This is a genomic window from Pseudomonas sp. NBRC 111138 (assembly GCF_001320835.1).
Lineage (GTDB): Bacteria > Pseudomonadota > Gammaproteobacteria > Pseudomonadales > Pseudomonadaceae > Aquipseudomonas > Aquipseudomonas paracarnis.
This window is the reverse complement of sequence record NZ_BCBO01000131.1, coordinates 30,705-46,295: the sequence shown is the minus strand read 5'-3', so window position 1 is coordinate 46,295 and position 15,591 is coordinate 30,705. Positions and strand designations below refer to the sequence as shown.

The window sequence follows — 15,591 nt, the reverse complement described above, 5'->3', positions numbered from 1 at the left end:
CCATGACCTGCTCGACCACTCACCGCTACAAACCCTTCAGTCACCTGGCCCGTCCCCGGGAAGTGATTCGCCAGTTCACCCCGAACTGGTTTGCCGCGACCATGGGCACCGGTGTGCTGGCCCTGGCCTTGGCCCAGCTGCCAGTCAACCTGCCCGGCTTGCATGCCGTCGCCGAGGGCCTGTGGCTGTTCACCATCGGCTTGTTTGTGCTGTTCAGCGTGCTCTACGCCGCCCGCTGGGTGATGTTTTTCCACGAGGCGCGACGCATCTTCGGGCACTCAACGGTCTCGATGTTCTTCGGCACCATCCCCATGGGGCTGGCGACCATTCTCAACGGCTTGCTGCTGTTCGGCATGCCGCGCTGGGGCGGTGATGTGATCCCGTTGGCCGAGGCATTGTGGTGGCTGGACGTGGCCATGTCCCTGGCCTGCGGCGTGCTGATCCCGTTCATGATGTTCACGCGCCAGGAGCACAGCATCGACCAGATGACCGCCGTCTGGCTGTTGCCCGTGGTGGCGGCCGAAGTGGCGGCGGCCAGCGGCGGCTTGCTTGCGCCGCACTTGGCCGATGCCCATTCGCAGCTGGTGATGTTGGTGACCAGCTACGTGCTGTGGGCGTTTTCCCTGCCGGTAGCGTTCAGCATCCTGACCATCCTGATGCTGCGCATGGCCTTGCATAAGTTGCCTCACGCCAATATGGCCGCGTCGAGCTGGTTGGCCCTGGGCCCGATCGGTACCGGTGCCCTGGGCATGTTGCTGCTCGGTACGGATGCCCCCGCGATCTTTGCCGCCAATGGCCTGGCCAGTGTCGGTGAAATGGCCCACGGCCTGGGCCTGATTGCGGGCATCACCCTGTGGGGCTTCGGCTTGTGGTGGATGTTGATTGCGGTGTTGATCACCCTGCGTTACCTGCGCGCCGGTATCCCGTTCAACCTGGGCTGGTGGGGCTTCACCTTCCCATTGGGGGTTTACGCCTTGGCCACGCTTAAATTGGCGAGCCTGTTACATCTGGCGTTTTTCAGTGTGTTTGGCAGTGTGCTGGTGGTTGCGCTGGCGCTGATGTGGCTGATCGTGGCCAAGCGCACCGTGCAGGGCGCTTATAAAGGCGAGCTTTTTGTTTCGCCTTGTATTGCCGGGCTAGCGAATAAGTAAGCAGGATTAGGTAAAGTCGTGGCCTGATAAATAAAGGCCACGCAGGAACACGGACGACGATGAGCCATCCTTCCCAATTCACCTTGCTGCGCACGCGGCGCTTCTTGCCGTTTTTCATCACCCAGTTGCTGGGCGCGTTCAACGACAACATCTTCAAGCAGTCGCTGATCCTGGCCATCCTTTACAAGCTCACCATCGAGGGTGACCGCTCCATCTGGGTCAACCTGTGTGCTTTGTTGTTTATCCTGCCGTTCTTCCTGTTCTCGGCGTTGGCCGGGCAGTTTGGCGAGAAATTCAACAAGGACGCGTTGATCCGCGCGATCAAGATCGGCGAGATCGTGATCATGGCGGTGGGCGCGACGGGTTTTCTGACCAATCATCTTGAACTGATGCTGCTGGCGCTGTTTGCCATGGGCACTCACTCGGCGCTGTTCGGCCCGGTGAAGTACTCGATCATGCCCCAGGCATTGCACGACGATGAGTTGGTGGGCGGCAACGGCCTGGTGGAGATGGGCACGTTCCTGGCAATTTTGGCCGGCACCATCGGTGCCGGGATCATGATGTCTTCCACCCATTACGCGCCGGTGGTGGCGGTGGCGATTGTGGCCGTGGCGGTGCTGGGCTACCTGGCCAGCCGCAGCATCCCGCGCGCAGCGGCTTCGACACCGCAGCTGCGCCTGGACTGGAATATCTTCACTCAGTCCTGGGCGACTTTACGCATGGGCCTGGGGCAGACGCCGGCCGTATCGCGCTCGATTGTCGGCAACTCATGGTTCTGGTTTGTCGGCGCGATTTACCTCACGCAAATACCTGCCTATGCCAAGGAATGGTTGTACGGCGACGAAACCGTGGTGACCTTGATCCTCACGGTGTTCTCGGTGGGCATCGCCTTGGGCTCGATGCTGTGCGAAAAACTCTCCGGGCGTAAGGTGGAAATCGGCCTGGTGCCGTTTGGTTCGTTTGGCCTGACCGTGTTCGGCCTGCTGCTGTGGTGGCACTCCGGCGGCTTCCCGCAGAACGTGCAAGCCAACGATTGGCTCGCGGTGCTCAGCTACGGCCAGGCGTGGTGGGTGCTGTTCGATATCCTCGGCCTGGGGGTGTTCGGCGGCTTTTACATCGTGCCGCTGTATGCGCTGATCCAGTCGCGTACTGCCGAGAACGAACGGGCACGGGTGATCGCGGCGAACAACATTCTCAATGCACTGTTCATGGTGGTCTCGGCCATCGTGTCCATTCTGCTGTTGAGCGTGGCCAAGCTGTCGATCCCCGAGTTGTTCCTGGTGGTGTCGCTGCTCAACATCGCGGTTAACACTTACATCTTTAAAATCGTCCCCGAGTTCACCATGCGCTTCATGATCTGGCTGCTCAGCCATTCCATGTACCGCGTGGAGCATCGCAACCTGCAAGCCATCCCGGATGAAGGCGCGGCGTTGCTGGTGTGCAACCATGTGTCGTTTGTCGATGCGCTGTTGATTGGTGGCGCAGTACGTCGGCCGATTCGCTTTGTCATGTACTACAAGATCTACCGCTTGCCGGTGCTCAATTTTATCTTCCGCACCGCCGGGGCTATTCCGATTGCCGGGCGCCATGAAGACATTCAGATCTACGAGCAGGCGTTCGCGCGCATTGCCCAGTACCTCAAGGATGGCGAGCTGGTGTGCATCTTCCCGGAAGGCAAGCTGACAGCTGATGGCGAGATGAATGAGTTTCGCGGTGGGGTGACGCGCATCCTGGAGGAGACGCCGGTGCCGGTGATCCCGATGGCATTGCAGGGGTTGTGGGGGAGTTTCTTCAGCCGTGATCCGAACAAGGGTTTGTTTCATCGGATCTGGTCGCGGGTGGTGTTGGTGGCGGGCGAGCCGGTGGCTGTGGAAGCGGCAACGCCTGAGCAGTTGCACGCTGTGGTGGGCGGTTTGCGGGGGAGTGCCAGGTAGTTTGTCGTTGTTTGTCAGGGCATCATCGCAGGCAAGCCAGCTCCCACATTTTGAATTGTGAATACAGTCAAATGTGGGAGCTGGCTTGCCTGCGATAGCGGTAGTGGCTTATGTCGAGATCTTGAGGCCAATCAGCCCACAAATAATCAACGCCACACTCGCCAACCGAAACAACGCCATGGATTCTCCAAACAGGATAATCCCGGCAATCACGGTGCCCACGGCCCCCACGCCGGTCCAGATGGCATAGGCGGTGCCCAGCGGCAATTCCTTCATGGCCAGCCCCAACAACCCAAGGCTGACAGCCATGGCGGCAATCGTCAGGGCGGTGGGCAGCGGCTTGCTGAACCCGTCGGTGTACTTCAGGCCGACGGCCCAGCCCACTTCAAACAACCCGGCAAAAAACAGAATGATCCAGGACATGATGACCTCGCTTCTATCAAAGTGGGGTCGTCCCCGGGTGAGCGCTTGATAGCGTCGCGAGGTCGTCCCCGCGAAGTTCGGTAGAGTGCCGAAATTGGACCGGGCGATCAAGTTACGGCGTGGTTTCCAGGGCGCGGCGGTCTTCCTTTTCGCTCATGCGGCGGAAATAGGTCGACAGCAATGCGCCGGAAATATTGTGCCAGACGCTGAACAACGCACTGGGCACCGCCGCCAGTGGCGAAAAGTGCGCACTGGCCAGCGCGGCACCCAGCCCGGAGTTCTGCATGCCCACTTCCAGGGCCAGCGACTTGCGTTGCGCCAAGGGCAACTTGAACAGGCGCCCGGTGAAGTAGCCCAGCAGGTAACCGAAGCTGTTGTGCAGCATCACCACGGCCATGATCAGCAGGCCCGACTCGGCAATCTTGCCTTGGCTTGCGGCAACCACGGCCGCGACGATGATCACAATGCTGACCACCGACACCAGTGGCAGCACATCCACCGCATGCCTTACCCGATCACCGAGCAAACGCTGCGCGACCACGCCCAGTACGATGGGTAGCAGCACCACTTGCAGGATCGACCAGAACAGTTCCATGAACGACACTGGCAGCCAGGCCGAGGCCAGCAGCCAGATCAACGCCGGTGTGAGCAGCGGGGCGAGGAGGGTGGTGACCGCGGCAATCGCCACCGATAACGCCAGGTCACCCCGGGCCAGCCAGGTCATGACGTTGGACGACGTGCCACTTGGGCAACAGCCGACCAGGATCACGCCAACGGCAATTTCCGCAGGCAAATGGAACGCCTGGCACAGCAACCATGCCACGCCCGGCATGATCACGAAATGCGCGACCACGCCCAAGGCCACGCGCCACGGGTGGCGAGCGACTTCGGCGAAGTCTTCCAGTTTCAAGGTCAACCCCATGCCGAACATCACCAGGCCCAGCAGTGGGACGATGGCGCTTTTCAGGCCGATGAACCAGCTGGGTTGGAGAAAGGCGACAACGGCAAAGATCAACACCCAGTAGGCAAAGGTGTTGCCGACAAAGCGGCTCAAGGCGGCGAGTGCACGCATGGGGATGTCCTTTTTTATTCGATTTCCGAGTTGTCGATGCAATCAAATGTGGGAGCTGGCTTGCCTGCGATAGCGGAGTGTCAGTCGGCACTCCTCTGGCTGACACTCCGTTATCGCAGGCAAGCCAGCTCCCACACTGACCGTGCCCGCATTGGATCGGTGTTGCTTAGATGCCCTGTGGTGTCTCTTCGCCGCCCAGTGCCTCGACCAGCGCCGGCAGGAAATCGCCGAAGGTCAGCATCATCAAGGTAAAGCTGGCATCCAGTTGGCCCAGAGCTTCATCGCCGCCGTCCTGTTCCGCCTGGTCTTGCAGCAGGTCTTCGAACTTCAGGCGCTTGACTGTCATTTTGTCGTCGAGCATGAAGGACAGCTTGTCCTGCCACGCCAGGGACAGTTGGGTTACGACCTTGCCGGTGGTCAGGTGCAGCTGGATCTCTTCGCCGGTCAGGTCCTGGCGTTTGCAGCGCACGATGCCGCCGTCTTCGTGGGTGTCGCGCAGTTCGCATTCGTCGAGGACGAAGAAGTCATCAGCCGGTTTCTGGGTGGTGACCCAGTCAGTCATGATTGCAGTTGGTGCGGTTTTTACCGTCAGAGGGCGGACGGGCAGGGTGCCGATCACTTCACGCAGGGTCGACAGCAGGTCTTCGGCACGCTTGGGGCTGGCCGAGTTGACCAGGATCAGGCCCTGTTTCGGCGCGATTGCAGCGAAGGTCGACGAGCGACGGATAAAGGCACGCGGCAGGAAGGCCTGGATGATTTCATCCTTGATCTGGTCGCGCTCCTTCTTATAGACCTTGCGCATTTGCTCGGCTTCGATCTCTTCGACTTTCTCTTTAAGTGCATCACGCACCACGCTACCCGGCAGGATGCGTTCTTCCTTGCGAGCGGCGATCAGCAGGAAATCGCCGCTGACGTGAACCAGGGGGGCGTCTTCACCTTTACCAAAAGGCGCGACAAAACCGTAAGTGGTCAACTCCTGGCTTGCACAAGGGCGCGCCAGCTTGGTGGCCATGGCCGCTTCCAACGCCTCGGCATCAACAGGCAGATCTTGGGTCAGGCGATAGATAAGCAGGTTCTTGAACCACATGGGGTGAGTCTCTCCTCTATACAAAGGGGGGCATTATTCTCTTGATCACGCCGCAGGCCAACCCTGCCTAAGCCATTGGAAGGACTGAAAAAAAAGATTTAAGAAAGTGCTTGCCAGACTTAGGGTCGCTCCGTAGAATGCGCGCCACACCGAAACGAAGGGTGATTAGCTCAGCTGGGAGAGCATCTGCCTTACAAGCAGAGGGTCGGCGGTTCGATCCCGTCATCACCCACCATTCGCTTCAAGTGTTACGCGCAGCGGTAGTTCAGTCGGTTAGAATACCGGCCTGTCACGCCGGGGGTCGCGGGTTCGAGTCCCGTCCGCTGCGCCATATTCGGTCACCTGGAATGCTGAACGCCAGGTAACCAAAGAAAGCCCGCTCATTGAGCGGGTTTTTTTTCTGTCCGAAATATGGCAAAAAATCGTGCGCTAAACTTTTTTTAAATAAATTGCATTTAAATCAAGACATTACGATTTTTTGGTGTATGATGCGCCCACACCGAAACGAAGGGTGATTAGCTCAGCTGGGAGAGCATCTGCCTTACAAGCAGAGGGTCGGCGGTTCGATCCCGTCATCACCCACCATTCGCTTCAAGTGTTACGCGCAGCGGTAGTTCAGTCGGTTAGAATACCGGCCTGTCACGCCGGGGGTCGCGGGTTCGAGTCCCGTCCGCTGCGCCATATTCGGTCACCTGGAATACTGAACGCCAGGTAGCCAAAAGAAACCCGCTCATTGAGCGGGTTTTTTTTGGCCTGCGATTTAACGCGCCTTACGGTGCGTTGCGGCTGTGGCGGTAATCGCTGACGGCCTCGTACACCGCTTTGCGCAGCCGGTTGATGCCACCGATGGGGCGGTGCGCTTCCAGCCCGAACCAGGGGTTGAACGACTGGTTATCGCACGCCAGGTTCTGCGCCGGCGTGTCGAAGTCCTGGGCGGGAATCCTGACCTTGGCCACGGTTTCATACGGCGCGTCGCTTTCCTTCCATTCGATGCTGGTGTCTTCGATCGGCATGAACGCCTGCGGGTTTTGCCGCTGGATCTGCAGCACAAAACACGCATCTACACGGTCGGTGGACAGTTGCTGGTTGAGCGCGCTGCGCAGGAAGTTGGGCAGGGCCTGGTTCTGTTTGGGCAACACATAATCCGGGCAGCTTTGCGGATCTGGCGCGACGCGAAACTTGGCGTTGGCCGCGCCAAACTTGTAGGGCGACACTGAAAAGTAAGTCGTCTGCGTCGGGCTGGCCGGTGCGGGCGCCAGGGTTGCCAGGGCGATAAACAGGTGACGCACTTGCCAACTGCGCGGGTCGAGCTTGGGAAAGAAAGCCAGGACCTTCTTGCCATCCGCTTGCGCGCCGATGTTTTGCGCGTATTCCGCGACATCGCTGACAAAGAAGTTCGGGTGGCTGAACATCACGAAATCCTGTTCGGTGCGCGCTTGCTGATCTGCCATCAGTTGCTTGCCCGGCACATCCAACAGCTTGATGGCCATGCCGCGGGCATCGCGGATGCTGTCGAATTGCGGATAAGCGTTGCCGTTGGACAGGCGCATCGTCGCCTGCCAGGTCTTGCCCGGCTCGGCAAACACGCCCTGGCGCAAGGCCGGGTCGAGATCTGCCAGAACGCTGACCTCGGCTTTCACGCACCCATGGGCCTTGGCATGGGCATCACGCAGGTAGCGAGTGCCTTCGCGATGCTGATCAACGATGCGCACGGCGGTCTGGATGATGCCTTGGGTCATCGCCGCTTCACCCGGCGGGATCTGTTCCTTCACCGACACCGGGCCCCTGTGCTGCCAGGCGAACCAGGCCGTGGCCAACACCCACCCCAGCAGGCCCAGGCCCAGCAGCCACAGCAGGGTTTTGCCAACAAAGGCGCCAAGGCGTAGCCAGAGACGAGCAAGCATGGAGCGGTCCTTGTTTTGCGAGCGGATAATCATGGCAGTTGTTGCTCCAGCGGGCCGCCCAGCACCTTGAGGTATTCGAGCAGCGCCCAGCGTTCCTGCGGCAGCAGGCCACGGCCGATCACGCCATTGCCACGTTCGCCGGCACGGAATTCGTGGCCGCTGTTGTGGTTGCCGGTGATTCTGGTATCGAACAGGAAGGCATTCTTGAAGGCGGTGGTCTCAAACCCCAGGTGACGCGGGTCGTAGTTGAAGGTGCCCTTATAGAAGGTAGTGCTGCGTTCGTCCTGAGGCGAGAGCAGTTGGTAGATCGTCGGCACTGAACCGTTGTGCAGGAACGGTGGGGTGGCCCATACGCCTGCCAGTGGCCGCGCCTTGTAGGCACGCAATTCGCGCACGCTGATGGGCAGGCCGAACCCGTCCAGGCCTGGGCGCTCGGCCGCGGTAACGCCCGCCGCACGGTAGGCATGCTCTTCGACGAAGGCGGTGACATAGGCTAAACCCTGGGCCACCGACATTTTTTTCAGGTCCAGCGGCGCGGTGGGGGTGGGGTGCAGTTCGACATTGAGCCGGGCCAGTTCGGCCGGGTCCCATTGCAACGCGCTGAGGTCATAGCGTTGGTCGGCAATGTTGTTGGCCGTGCCGGGGTCGGTGCCGATGTAGTTCACCGGCAGCATTTTCAACTGCTGCACCGGACGGCCGTTTTCCTGGGTGACGGTGGGTACGTGGCAGCCGGCGCAGTTCTCGGCAAAGAGTGCGCGACCCTGGGCGGCGAGGGGCTTGTCGATGGCACCGAACAAGTCTTGCGGCCAGGTTGGCGGTTTGAGCCGTTGCAGGGCTTCTTCGATCAGGTGCAGGTCGCGCACCCGTACGCTGGACGGGTAGCGGGCATCGCCTTTGAGCGGTTGCCCGACAGCGTCGAAGAACGTCAGGGTCGCGCCTACGCCAAGGGCTTCGCCGATATTGCGCGCCATGGGCTGTTGGGCCGAGCCATTCCACTGCACCCAGTCGAAGGTCCAGATATCCCACAACTGCGGGTAGTCCACCGGCGCATTGGCGACGCGATAATTGTCTGGGGAAATAGCGTCGCCAAAACTGGCGTTAGCGATGCGCCCAAAGGCGTCAGTACGGCCCGGGCCTTCTTCCGTGGGGTAAAGGCCGCGGTGGGTGTCATTCCAGGCAACCTTGAGGAACTGGTTCAGCGATTGCTTGAAGTCCTTGCGCAGTTCATCGCGCTGGGCGTCGTACTGATCCCCCAGGACCTTGTGGGCAAAGCGCTCGAACTTCCATGGGTTGTAATAGGTAGCGGCCAGGCTGGCGACCAGGGCCTGGCCGAAACTGCCGCCACGCAACGTGGGAACGCTGGAGGGCAGTACGTGTTGCGCCGAGCCACCGTCGATACGCAGGGCCTGGCCCTTGAAGTGCAATTCGCCGGTGTGGCAGGCCGCACAGGTGATATCCAGGTACTGAGCCTTGCTGTCGGCGTTCTGGTGCCGGGCGAACCCTACCGGCAGGTTGCCAGGGTTTTGTGCGGTGGACGCCTGTTTGGGATCGACCAGGAAGCCAAAGCGTGCCAGGTACTGTGGCGCGGCAAAGCGTTGCTCGGAGAACGGCAGCTCCAGGGCGGTGAACCAGTCGTAGTGCAGGCCTTTTACTTGAGTGCCCTGGGGCGTGAAGTAGTAGGTCTGGCGGTCGGCGGCACTCCATTGCTCCTGATAGTGCACCTGTTTCACGGGCACGTAATCCGGCAGCTTTGGGTTGAGGGTGTAATAGAGCACCACGGCCAGGATCAGGCCCAGTGCGATCAGTATCAGGAGTAAAACTCGGGAAAAAATGCGCAAGATAACTATCCTTGTCGAATTGTCGCGTTGTTATGCCACTGCGCCACAGGTGCGGCAAGTGACGATTAGCCTGCTATCAGGCGGTTCCGCGATCCGTCGCGGGCCTCCATGATAAATGGAAATGCTTTTAAACACGTGAACTTATCAGAAGTTTCCTGCTCACATGCCGGTAGCCATTGGTCGGGGCCGCCTGATAAGCTCGCGACTTTATTCGAATGCCCTTTTGGCGCATGAACAAGGAAATAGCATGAAACAGCATCGGTTGGCGGCGGCGGTGGCCCTGGTTAGCCTGGTACTTGCGGGTTGTGATTCGCAAACCAGCGTAGAGCTGAAAACCCCGGCGCAAAAAGCTTCCTACGGCATCGGCCTGAACATGGGCAAGAGCCTTGCCCAAGAAGGCATGGATGACCTGGACTCCAAAGCGGTAGCCCAAGGCATTGAAGATGCTGTCGGCAAGAAAGAGCAGAAGCTCAAAGATGACGAACTGGTTGAAGCGTTTGCCGCACTGCAAAAGCGTGCTGAAGAACGCATGACCAAAATGAGCGAAGAGTCGGCAGCCGCTGGCAAGAAATTCCTCGAAGACAACGCGAAGAAAGACGGTGTTGTCACCACCGCTTCCGGCCTGCAGTACAAGATCGTGAAGAAGGCCGACGGCGCCCAGCCTAAGCCAACCGACGTGGTGACTGTTCACTACACCGGCAAGCTCACCAACGGCACTACCTTTGACAGCTCTGTAGATCGTGGTAGCCCGATCGACCTGCCGGTCAGCGGCGTGATCCCGGGTTGGGTCGAAGGCTTGCAACTGATGCATGTTGGCGAGAAGGTCGAGTTGTACATCCCGTCCGACCTGGCCTACGGCGCCCAGAGCCCGAGCCCGGCGATCCCGGCCAACTCCGTGCTGGTATTCGACCTGGAGCTGCTGGCCATCAAGGACCCAGCCAAGGCAGAAGCAGCGGACGCACCTGCTGCACCAGCCGCCAAGAAGTAATCGGCGCCTGAACACACAACGCCCCGTCTCGACGGGGCGTTGTTGTTTTCGGGGCTGTATCAAAGGATGCAAAAATCTTCTGTGGGAGCTGGCTTGTCGGGTCGCCGCATCGCTGTGATGACCGCCAGACGCTCAGCACTCCAAATGTGGGAGCTGGCTTGCCTGCGATGACGGCCTGCCAGCCTACACCTACTAACTGACACACCACGATCAACCTGTGCGGGCTTGCTCGCGAAGGCGGCCTGGCAATCAACACAGTTGGATTGTGTACATATCCATTGCTGCGGTAACGGCCACATAGGGTTCCGCCCTGACGGCGGCTCACTTTGCAAGAGCGGCAAATTAAGCAAAACGCTCTTGCCCCACCACTCGGCACCTCGCTCAGGCTCGGTGTGCCCGTAATCCGCCAGTGATTTGGGGGGAGGGGGGGGCGCCGCCACGCGCCATCCATGGCGCGGGGCGGCTAAACCGGCATCCCTGCTACAGCCTGTAAAGTTGTGTTGATGCGTAAGGCAATCGCAGGCAAGCCAGCTCCCACATTTGGAGCCCGGGGTGTCTGGGAGATAGGCATCGGCTGGCAGGCTGCCACGTCGTACCGGGTCGTGTAGATGTCTATCGCTATCGCACGCCAGCGAGCCCCTGCGTTGAAGCCTCTGCAAATCCAAACGAACGTCCGCAATCGGACACAGTCTGATATAAGACTCGAGCACGGGTAGCCGCACATACATGCCAAGTCAATGAATTCTTGGGTTTTTTTTATGTGCGCAAAAAACGCCCGATCTGACTGTAGGCCTTGTAGTCCGTGGCTTTCAGCCGATAAAACAGGCTCTGTTCACAAGGTTATCCACAATTTGTGTGGATAACCTTTTATGTCGCCTGGAACTGGAGTGCCCAATGAAACCACCGTTCAATTTCACCCGTTTCCTGCCCATGGCCGCACGTCTGCTCGGCCGTGGCCGCCTGCCCACCCTGTTGTTTGCCGTCGCTGCCAAAGGCTCAAGCCAGGGCAATCGGCTGGGCCAGTTAAAGGACGATCTGAAATTGCTCCAGGCCCTGTGCCTGGCTTACTGGCGCGGCGAATACCGAGCGATCAGCCCCAAGGCGCTGCTCTCGGTGGTAGCGGGGCTGATGTACTTTCTCAGCCCCATTGATGCAATCCCGGACTTTATCCCGATGTTCGGCATGTTCGACGACATCGCCGTGCTGGCGTGGGTCATGAAGACCCTGAGCGGCGAACTGAGCGCCTTTCGTGCGTGGCGCGATGCGCAACGCCCGGAAAAACTCGCGGTGGTTGAGCGCCTCCCCGCGACGCCTGAGCTGCTGGCCCGGGAAAACCCACAAAAAAACTAATGATGCCGGGTATCCCCCGGCGACCTTCGTGGCTGTTAGGATTACACTTCTAAGGAAAGAACTTACTTAGTAAGTGTTTTTATCCTACGGGGCAGTCATGGATATTCAGATCATTTCACGCGATGGCGCACCCGAATACGCGGTGTTGCCATGGGACCAGTACCAGGCGCTGCTAAAAGCTGCCGGTCAGCAGCAACCTACACCCGCTTCTTCCCCTGCCGCCTCTACCGCCATTGATCAGGACCTGCGCCCGCTCGCAGCCCTGCGCGGCCTGCGTGAAGCCAAGGGGCTGGCTATCGAGACCCTGGCACGCACAGTGGGGATCAGCCCCTCATACCTTGGATTGATTGAAAGTGGTGAACGCCAGCCGGATGCCGCCATTCGCCGCAGCCTGGCTTGGGAATTGGGCGTAGCAGGTTGGAGGGATGAGTCTTGAGCCTACGTATTAGCCGTCAACACTGGGATGGGTTGCTCAACGAACTGGATCAGGCGCGGCGCCAGCGCCATTTGCTCACCTACCGTGCACTGCTTGAGCGCCTGCAATTCCCCACGCCGGCCATGCAGACCCTGGCGGCGGCCCTGGAGCACCTGGCGGCACTGGATGCCAAGGCCGAGCAGCCGCTGCGCAGTTCCCTGGTGATCAGCCAGGGCGCCAGCCGCCTGCCGCGCACCGGTTTTTTCGAATGTGTGGAGCGCCTGGGGCGGTTCAGCGGGCCTTCTGACGGCGTGGCCGCCGCGTCCTGGCATGCTTCCGAAGTGGTGCGGGTGTTCGAGTACGAGTACCCGGAGTCCGCCGAGGCTTAGAATGCGACGGCAAGGATGTTGTTATCGTCCTACCGCTTGGTTCAGTGTCTGGCCTGTGATCCGAATTCGTAACGGGCCGACATTTTGATGTTAGGAAGTCGTTCTAGGCAGATGAAGTTTGTCGGGCGGCCCGCCCGTTCATATCTTGTATTGTTGTATTTGCTGCCGAGGAGTGGTTTAAAGTTGGCTTCTATAATGAAGCCAGCTGTAATGAGTATTAAAGGTCAGAATTTAGGGAAGGTGCCGTGCGGCAAAAAGTATTTTTCTATTAGGGTGGTATATGCACGGTGGGATCCATAGATGTCCTCCATGCTTTTTCGAGTTACCTCCGTAACTACAACATCATCTCTATCGTCACGAAAGCCTTCCGTGCATTTGTCAAATATCGTGTCGATATCTGCATGGTGAGCAATTATGCAAGAGTTGTTTATTCCAGCATAATCGGGGGTTTTTCCATTAAGATTGTCGACATTCTCATGGAATTTAGTAAAGTTCTTATTGCTCTTTCCTCGATCTAGATAGACATGGTAAATAAACTTTTCCATGATGTTTCCTTAAAGTTGAATTGATTTTTATGCGTGATTTGAGCGCGCAATCACTTCCTTGAGTAAGGTGCAGTCTGCGCAGATGTAGTATTATTGGGTGGGCGCGTTAGCTCAATACAGGAGTGTTTATTTGCTTTACCATGGCGGCAATTTTATACGCAAGATCTCCACCAGCCCCGGGCCCTTGGAATACTACCGATCCTGTCGTTTCATAGACATTTAAAATCAATTGATCGGGGAACGTATATTTAAGCTGCCCATTAGGTTTGGATTCCAGATGGTGCTCAATAGTTGATAGGTAAGACCTTAGAACAGATACGTGATTACAAATCATTGATGGGACAGTCATATTTATCCTTAAATTTTACTGACGTAAGTATATGGGGTGATGGCGCAAGGCTATCACTCCGTTCGACATTACCTCTTTCGAGGGCATTCGGCAATAGTCTCAGCGCGCCACTGCGCCACCCTGAGTTTTTGTAAAGGGAATTGCCATAACTGTTGAATGTTGACCGATTTTTGCTCAGTCTGCGAAGGCAAGGGTCGGGCAGTGGAGTCCAACTCCGTCCGCATTAGTACTCAATCCAATGGTCATTCCAGTATTGATCTTTCTGAGGTCTCGTTGATTACGCCCAGTATTTGCGAGGTTGATCGAAATCTGCCGAGGTCTAAAGCGCTGGGGTATACATGTCCATGCTGTCGATCACGTGGATGCTGTAGCCCGCCACATCCTTGGCATGGTGCTTGGCTTGTGACGCCAGCTCTGCCAACTGGCTGGCATCGAGTTGTGCGCAGGCCTGTGGATACAAGTGCACTACACCGATGGACAGCGACAGCAACGCAAACTCCTGGCGCACGCCCTGGCGATTGAGGGCCACGAAGCACCCAGCCTCCAGATGTTCAGCGCGGTAGAAGCGTCGGCATTGGGTATGGAAGTCATCCAGCAACTGGTTGAGCCGCTTGCGCCAATCCTGCGGGCCCAGCACCAGCAAAAAATCATCCCCACCAATATGCCCGACAAAGTCGCGGCTGGGGTCTACCCGGTCGTTGAGGCACTGCGCCAGGCACAGCAGCACTTCATCCCCGCGCCCGTAGCCGTAGATATCGTTGAACGGTTTGAAACTGTCGATATCCACATAGCAGATCACCGACTCGCGCTGTTGCTGCAGCAGCCGGGTGAGGCACTGCTGGATCGGCACATTGCCAGGCAACAAGGTCAACGGGTTGGCGTAGCGGGCCTGCTGGATTTTCAGCTCCGTGATCAACTTGAGCACGTCGATGACCCGACCCAGCCCCAGGTAATCACCGTTCAGGGTTATGATGAAATCCTCTTCGATGCGTTGCCGCGCGCGGCTGGTCAATAAGCGGCTGACCTGCTGCAAGGACTGGCTCAGTTCCACCGCCAAAAAGTCATCGCTCATCAAGCGGCTGATGGGTTTACGTGCAAACAGATCGGTCGCGAACGGCTTGAGCAACGCGTCAGACAACGAGTGCCGGTGCACAATGCCGACCGGGCAACCGCGGCCGTCCAATACCGCCAGCGAGTTGAGGTTGGCCTGGCGGCGGAACGATTCCAGCACTTGAGCGGTGGCGGTGTCTTGATCCACGGCGGGCTGCTCATTGAGCAGGGCGCTCAAGTCACTGCCTTCGTCATTGAGGGCCAGCGTGGCGTTATCCGGCTTGGGCAGCATCAGGCGCGCTTCCTGCGGCGGCTTTTCCTGAGGGCGGCAGAGCAGGTAGCCCTGGACCAGGTCGACGCCCATCTCGGTCAACACCGCCAGTTCTTCCGGCAACTCGATGCCCTCGGCAATCACTTGGGCGCGGGACGCCCTGGCGATCTGCAGGATCGAGCCGACAAACTCACGCTTGAGGGCGTCCTGGTGAATGCCGTCAATAAAGTGCCGGTCGATCTTCACGTAGTCCGGGCGCAGCTCGGACCACAACCGCAAGCTGGAATAACCGGCGCCCAAGTCATCCAGTGCGATGGCAAAGCCCATGTCGCGGTAGTGGTGCAAGGCAGTTTGCAACAGCGCGAAATCGTCGGTGGGTGCCTGCTCGGTTAGCTCGATTACCACTTGGCTGGGAGAAATGCCGAAGTCGCGTAACAGTTGCAGGGTGCGCCCTGGCTGATGCGCGTGCTCCATCAAGGATTCGGGCGAGATATTGAGGAACAGCTTGCCGGGCAGTTTCTGCTCGCTGAAGCGCCGGCATGCATTCTCTCGACACGCCATGTCCAATTCGCTCAGGCGCCCTGCGTGGCTGGCCACCGAGAACAGTGCGACTGGGGAGTGCAGCGGGCTGTTGGACGGGCCACGACTGAGAGCTTCATAACCGAGGATGCGCCGCTCCGACAGGCAGATGATCGGTTGGAACAGGCTGTGCAAACTGCCTTGAGCCAGGATTGAGCCCAATGCATTCAGCTGTTCGGTCATGGTCATGGCGGTCTCGATCAAAAAAAAGGACCGCAGGCGTAAACCTGCGGCCCTTTTATTTCA

Annotated in this window: 13 protein-coding genes and 4 tRNA genes; 10 read left to right on the top strand and 7 right to left on the bottom strand. The window is 58.7% G+C overall.

Going from position 1 to position 15,591, the window contains the following annotated elements; genetic code table 11:
- Positions 1-2: 2 nt before the first annotated feature.
- On the top strand, positions 3-1,151 hold the full coding sequence (locus APH41_RS22985) for a TDT family transporter (protein WP_054921688.1): 1,149 nt from the start codon (positions 3-5) through the stop codon (positions 1,149-1,151).
- Between the two features lie 59 nt (positions 1,152-1,210).
- Positions 1,211-3,085, top strand: coding sequence for an MFS transporter (locus APH41_RS22980; protein ID WP_054921686.1), 1,875 nt, complete (start codon positions 1,211-1,213; stop codon positions 3,083-3,085).
- Positions 3,086-3,193: 108 nt separating this feature from the next.
- Here the strand turns inward: APH41_RS22980 and sugE are convergent, their stop codons facing one another.
- The 3 genes from sugE to rdgC form a co-directional block, all read right to left on the bottom strand.
- Positions 3,194-3,508, bottom strand: a complete 315-nt coding sequence (gene sugE / locus APH41_RS22975) for a quaternary ammonium compound efflux SMR transporter SugE (protein ID WP_010211634.1) — start codon at positions 3,506-3,508, stop codon at positions 3,194-3,196.
- Positions 3,509-3,620: 112 nt separating this feature from the next.
- Positions 3,621-4,580 (bottom strand): bile acid:sodium symporter family protein, encoded by a 960-nt coding sequence (locus APH41_RS22970; RefSeq protein ID WP_003190129.1) that lies wholly within the window; start codon positions 4,578-4,580, stop codon positions 3,621-3,623.
- A 166-nt stretch (positions 4,581-4,746) separates the two neighbouring features.
- Positions 4,747-5,667 carry a recombination-associated protein RdgC gene (rdgC, locus tag APH41_RS22965; RefSeq protein ID WP_005786703.1) on the bottom strand — a complete coding sequence of 307 codons (921 nt, stop codon included), beginning with the start codon at positions 5,665-5,667 and terminating at the stop codon, positions 4,747-4,749.
- 159 nt (positions 5,668-5,826) lie between these two features.
- Between rdgC and APH41_RS22960 the strand changes: the two genes are divergently transcribed.
- From APH41_RS22960 to APH41_RS22945, 4 genes are all read left to right on the top strand, one after another.
- Positions 5,827-5,902 (top strand) — tRNA-Val (locus APH41_RS22960).
- A gap of 19 nt (positions 5,903-5,921) precedes the next feature.
- Positions 5,922-5,998 (top strand) — tRNA-Asp (locus APH41_RS22955).
- Positions 5,999-6,176: 178 nt separating this feature from the next.
- Positions 6,177-6,252 (top strand) — tRNA-Val (locus tag APH41_RS22950).
- Between the two features lie 19 nt (positions 6,253-6,271).
- Positions 6,272-6,348, top strand: a tRNA-Asp gene (locus tag APH41_RS22945).
- An 89-nt stretch (positions 6,349-6,437) separates the two neighbouring features.
- Here the strand turns inward: APH41_RS22945 and APH41_RS22940 are convergent.
- Entirely contained in the window at positions 6,438-7,571 is a 1,134-nt protein-coding gene (locus APH41_RS22940; RefSeq protein ID WP_054921709.1) for a catalase family protein, read from the bottom strand.
- A 29-nt stretch (positions 7,572-7,600) separates the two neighbouring features.
- Positions 7,601-9,409 carry a di-heme-cytochrome C peroxidase gene (locus tag APH41_RS22935; protein ID WP_054921684.1) on the bottom strand — a complete coding sequence of 603 codons (1,809 nt, stop codon included), beginning with the start codon at positions 9,407-9,409 and terminating at the stop codon, positions 7,601-7,603.
- Between the two features lie 247 nt (positions 9,410-9,656).
- On the opposite strand from APH41_RS22935, the gene APH41_RS22930 reads away from it, so the two are divergent.
- From APH41_RS22930 to APH41_RS22915, 4 genes are all read left to right on the top strand, one after another.
- Positions 9,657-10,397, top strand: coding sequence for an FKBP-type peptidyl-prolyl cis-trans isomerase (locus APH41_RS22930; protein WP_003190133.1), 741 nt, complete (start codon positions 9,657-9,659; stop codon positions 10,395-10,397).
- Between the two features lie 894 nt (positions 10,398-11,291).
- Complete coding sequence (locus APH41_RS22925; protein ID WP_054897871.1) at positions 11,292-11,747, top strand: YkvA family protein; 456 nt, start codon at positions 11,292-11,294, stop codon at positions 11,745-11,747.
- A 97-nt stretch (positions 11,748-11,844) separates the two neighbouring features.
- The gene (locus tag APH41_RS22920) at positions 11,845-12,183 is read left to right on the top strand and encodes a helix-turn-helix transcriptional regulator (protein WP_034127238.1); all 339 of its coding nucleotides are present in this window, start codon (positions 11,845-11,847) and stop codon (positions 12,181-12,183) included.
- Positions 12,180-12,551: a hypothetical protein gene (locus APH41_RS22915; protein ID WP_005786715.1), complete on the top strand. Its 372-nt coding sequence runs from the start codon at positions 12,180-12,182 to the stop codon at positions 12,549-12,551. The genes APH41_RS22920 and APH41_RS22915 overlap by 4 nt, the downstream gene beginning before the upstream one ends.
- Positions 12,552-12,775: 224 nt before the next feature.
- Here the strand turns inward: APH41_RS22915 and APH41_RS22910 are convergent, their stop codons facing one another.
- Together APH41_RS22910 and APH41_RS22905 are read right to left on the bottom strand one after the other, a co-directional pair.
- The gene (locus APH41_RS22910) at positions 12,776-13,096 is read right to left on the bottom strand and encodes a hypothetical protein (protein ID WP_034127239.1); all 321 of its coding nucleotides are present in this window, start codon (positions 13,094-13,096) and stop codon (positions 12,776-12,778) included.
- Between the two features lie 668 nt (positions 13,097-13,764).
- On the bottom strand, positions 13,765-15,534 hold the full coding sequence (locus APH41_RS22905) for a bifunctional diguanylate cyclase/phosphodiesterase (protein ID WP_054921682.1): 1,770 nt from the start codon (positions 15,532-15,534) through the stop codon (positions 13,765-13,767).
- Positions 15,535-15,591: the final 57 nt, after the last annotated feature.

Bases quoted from the DNA above. Each gene is read 5' to 3' on its own strand.
- APH41_RS22985 (WP_054921688.1), top strand. From the start codon at position 3: ATGACCTGCTCGACCACTCACCGCTACAAACCCTTCAGTCACCTGGCC.
- APH41_RS22980 (WP_054921686.1), top strand. From the start codon at position 1,211: ATGAGCCATCCTTCCCAATTCACCTTGCTGCGCACGCGGCGCTTCTTG.
- sugE (WP_010211634.1), bottom strand. From the start codon at position 3,508: ATGTCCTGGATCATTCTGTTTTTTGCCGGGTTGTTTGAAGTGGGCTGG.
- APH41_RS22970 (WP_003190129.1), bottom strand. From the start codon at position 4,580: ATGCGTGCACTCGCCGCCTTGAGCCGCTTTGTCGGCAACACCTTTGCC.
- rdgC (WP_005786703.1), bottom strand. From the start codon at position 5,667: ATGTGGTTCAAGAACCTGCTTATCTATCGCCTGACCCAAGATCTGCCT.
- APH41_RS22940 (WP_054921709.1), bottom strand. From the start codon at position 7,571: ATGCTTGCTCGTCTCTGGCTACGCCTTGGCGCCTTTGTTGGCAAAACC.
- APH41_RS22930 (WP_003190133.1), top strand. From the start codon at position 9,657: ATGAAACAGCATCGGTTGGCGGCGGCGGTGGCCCTGGTTAGCCTGGTA.
- APH41_RS22925 (WP_054897871.1), top strand. From the start codon at position 11,292: ATGAAACCACCGTTCAATTTCACCCGTTTCCTGCCCATGGCCGCACGT.
- APH41_RS22920 (WP_034127238.1), top strand. From the start codon at position 11,845: ATGGATATTCAGATCATTTCACGCGATGGCGCACCCGAATACGCGGTG.
- APH41_RS22910 (WP_034127239.1), bottom strand. From the start codon at position 13,096: ATGGAAAAGTTTATTTACCATGTCTATCTAGATCGAGGAAAGAGCAAT.
- APH41_RS22905 (WP_054921682.1), bottom strand. From the start codon at position 15,534: ATGACCATGACCGAACAGCTGAATGCATTGGGCTCAATCCTGGCTCAA.